Source organism: Halomonas sp. B23F22_20, from assembly GCF_043496985.1.
Classification (GTDB): domain Bacteria; phylum Pseudomonadota; class Gammaproteobacteria; order Pseudomonadales; family Halomonadaceae; genus Halomonas.
In genome coordinates this window covers 1-612 of sequence record NZ_JBIEKH010000117.1, presented here as the reverse complement: position 1 = coordinate 612, position 612 = coordinate 1, and the positions used below count along the sequence as shown (strand labels likewise).

The 612-nt window shown below is 41.0% G+C and carries 1 protein-coding gene; it reads right to left on the bottom strand.

The window, feature by feature from the left end:
* On the bottom strand, positions 1–370 hold a 370-nt coding region (locus ACGTN6_RS20875), incomplete at its 3' end, for a hypothetical protein (protein ID WP_394595016.1).
* Positions 371–612 lie beyond the last annotated feature (242 nt).

Below are 612 nucleotides of genomic sequence, written 5' to 3'. Positions count from 1 at the left end.
CAGCAGCCGTAGCCTTCACATAATCGACGAAGTACCCAACGTGATCACTCCATAATTGATTGAACTTCTCACCGGCGTTCACTCCATAAACACTGGCCATCGCCATTGTTAAATCTTCTGTATTTCCATTTAAAGCTTCTGCAGCTTCTTCAAAGTCAGGGTCTCGGTTTGCCCCTTTTCTCATCGCTGTCATCGCTAAGTACACATGCTCTGAAAACAGTTTATCAAGCGTTGCTCTCAGCTCAACCGCTTCCGTTTGTACCGTTGGCTTCATCACTTTCTCACCGTGATTGTCTGCAAATGTAATGCTACTTGGAATAAGCAAAGATGCACTTAACGCCCCTGCTGTTACTACTCGTTTAATATTCAATAAATAACCTCCCTAGTGTTTTGCCACCGCCGAACGCTGTAGAAATATGTATAAAATCTGTGCTGAAATAAGCATTAAATAATGACCATGACTTAGGTCTTATTCCTCTCTGAAGAATATTTAAACGCTTTCAAACCGATTGAACTCAAAAATCTTGCATCTGAAATATACTTTATAGACTCTTAACGGTATCAGGCCAAAAAAAGAATGGGTTGAATTAATCAACCCATCCACGTGCGTAC